The sequence below is a fragment of the Aquirufa ecclesiirivi genome (assembly GCF_011250515.1).
Classification (GTDB): domain Bacteria; phylum Bacteroidota; class Bacteroidia; order Cytophagales; family Spirosomataceae; genus Aquirufa; species Aquirufa ecclesiirivi.
On the sequence record NZ_JAANOP010000013.1, the window covers coordinates 1 to 2,995 of the forward strand.

At 48.0% G+C, this 2,995-nt stretch carries 1 rRNA gene; it reads right to left on the bottom strand.

The window, feature by feature from the left end:
- Nucleotides 1–54 precede the first annotated feature (54 nt).
- A 23S ribosomal RNA gene (locus tag G9H65_RS13215) occupies nt 55–2,884 on the bottom strand.
- Nucleotides 2,885–2,995 lie beyond the last annotated feature (111 nt).

The window sequence follows — 2,995 nt, forward strand, 5'->3', positions numbered from 1 at the left end:
TTAGCCTTTTTCCATATTGTGAGATAAAATAAACAGTCGTTGCATTTTTTTAATAAAAGTAAGCTTTCGGGTAATTAGTACTACTCGACTTTGACATTACTGCCTTTACATCTGTAGCCTATCGACCGTGTCGTCTACACGGACCCTTCATGGAATACTCATCTTCAGGTCAGTTTCGCACTTAGATGCTTTCAGCGCTTATCTGGTCCCGACGTGGCTACTCAGCTATGCCCTTGGCAGAACAACTGATATACCAGCGGTCAGTCCAACTCGGTCCTCTCGTACTAAAGTCAGAACCTGTCAATATTCCTACGCCCACAACAGATAGGGACCGAACTGTCTCACGACGTTCTGAACCCAGCTCGCGTGCCACTTTAATCGGCGAACAGCCGAACCCTTGGGACCTTCTCCAGCCCCAGGATGTGACGAGCCGACATCGAGGTGCCAAACCTCCCCGTCGATGTGAGCTCTTGGGGGAGATCAGCCTGTTATCCCCAGAGTACCTTTTATCCTTTGAGCGATGGCTGTTCCATACTAAACCACCGGATCACTATATCCTACTTTCGTACCTGATCGACTTGTCGGTCTCACAGTCAAGCTCCCTTTTGCTATTGCACTCTACGCACGGTTACCAAGCGTGCTGAGGGAACCTTTGAAAGCCTCCGTTACTCTTTTGGAGGCGACCACCCCAGTCAAACTACCCACCAAGCAATGTCTCCCAATTAGGGATTAGAATTCCAGTACAAGAAGGGTGGTATTTCAACGTTGGCTCCCCGATGCCTAGCGACACCGGCTCACAGCCTCCCACCTATCCTACACATCCAGTACCAAAACTCAATGCTAAGCTATAGTAAAGGTTCATGGGGTCTTTCCGTCCCGTTGCGGGTAAACGGCATCTTCACCGTTACTACAATTTCACCGAGCTCACGGCTGAGACAGTGCCCAGATCGTTACACCATTCGTGCAGGTCGGAACTTACCCGACAAGGAATTTCGCTACCTTAGGACCGTTATAGTTACGGCCGCCGTTTACTGGGGCTTCAGTTCAATGCTTCGCCTTGCAGCTAACATCCCCCCTTAACCTTCCAGCACCGGGCAGGTGTCAGGCCTTATACGTCATCTTTCGATTTTGCAAAGCCATGTGTTTTTGTTAAACAGTCGCCTGGGCCATTTCTCTGCGGCCTCGATTACTCGAGGCTCCCTTTATCCCGAAGTTACAGGGTTAATTTGCCGAGTTCCTTAGCCGTGATTCACTCGAGCGCCTTAGAATATTCTTCTCGACCACCTGTGTCGGTTTACGGTACGGGTTACTTATTAGTTATACACGCCTAGACTTTTCTTGGAAGATTACTCGCTACACTCGTTTTGGCATTGCTGCCGCCTCTCTAAGACACTATTCCGTCAGTATCTGGTAACCCATTCTCTCCGTCATCTATTTGCCCAATAAGTAAGTACAGGAATATTAACCTGTTGTGCATTAGGTTGTCGCTCTCGCTAGACCCTTAGCCCCCGACTAACCCTCAGTTGATTAGCATAGCTGAGGAAACCTTAGTCTTTCGGCGTGAGGGTTTCTCGCCCTCATTATCGTTACTCATGCCTACATTTGCTTTTCTGATCGCTCCAGCCAAGCTCGTCGCTCAACCTTCGCCGCAATCAGAATGCTCCCCTACCAGTATATAAATATAATCCAAAGCTTCGGTACTTTACTTGATGCCCGTTTATTATCGATGCCCGCCTCGCTCGACCAGTGAGCTGTTACGCACTCTTTAAATGAATAGCTGCTTCCAAGCTAACATCCTGGCTGTCACTGCAATCAGACTTCCTTAGTTCAACTTAGTAAAGATTTTGGGACCTTAGCTGTTGGTCTGGGTTCTTTCCCTCTCGGATTGGGACCTTAGCACCCCAACCCTCACTCCCGGGTATATTTTAAGCCATTCAGAGTTCGTCAGGATTTGGTAGGATTTGACTCCCCCTAGTCCTATCGGTAGCTTTACCTGCTTAAAACTTGACCCCGAGGCTGTTCCTAAAAACATTTCGGGGAGTACGAGCTATTTCTCAGTTTGATTGGCCTTTCACCCCTACCCACAAGTCATCCAAATACTTTTCAACGTAAACTGGTTCGGTCCTCCACTCCGTTTTACCGGAGCTTCAACCTGCTCATGGGTAGATCACAAAGTTTCGCGTCTACTCCCACTGACTAAGCGCCCTATTCAGACTCGCTTTCGCTCCGGCTGCTCACATCTATGTGATTAACCTCGCCAGTGAAAGTAACTCGTAGGCTCATTATGCAAAAGGCACGCCGTCACCCCACGAAAGGGCTCCGACCGCTTGTAAGCGTATGGTTTCAGGGTCTTTTCACCCCCTTACTCAGGGTACTTTTCACCTTTCCTTCACAGTACTCGTTCACTATCGGTCTCTTGGTAGTATTTAGCCTTACCGGATGGTGCCGGCAGATTCAAAGGGGATTTCTCCAGTCCCCCCCTACTCAGGATACTCCTACAATGAAATAAACTTACCAATACAGGGCTCTCACCTTCTACGGCCCGCCTTCCCAGACAGTTCTCGTTCATTTAAATCATCGATATCGAAGTCCTACAACCCCAGTCTTGCCGCAACAACACTGGTTTGGGCTAATCCGCGTTCGCTCGCCACTACTTACGGAATCACTTTTGTTTTCTCTTCCTCTGCTTACTTAGATGTTTCAGTTCAGCAGGTTTGCCTTCTATTATATAGAATACTAGATCTTCAATCTAGTGGGTTGCCCCATTCGGAAATCTTCGGATTAAGGGTCTTGTGCACCTCCCCGAAGCTTATCGCAGCTTAACACGTCCTTCTTCGCCTCCAAGAGCCTAGGCATCCCCCATACGCCCTTATTTCACTTACTCTCTAATATCTTCATGCCCGAAGGCAATCGCTATCTATTTTTGCTCTTACTCTTTACTTTATTCTCACAATATGTCAAAGAACCTTGTGTAAAATCTCTGAATAAATCCAGA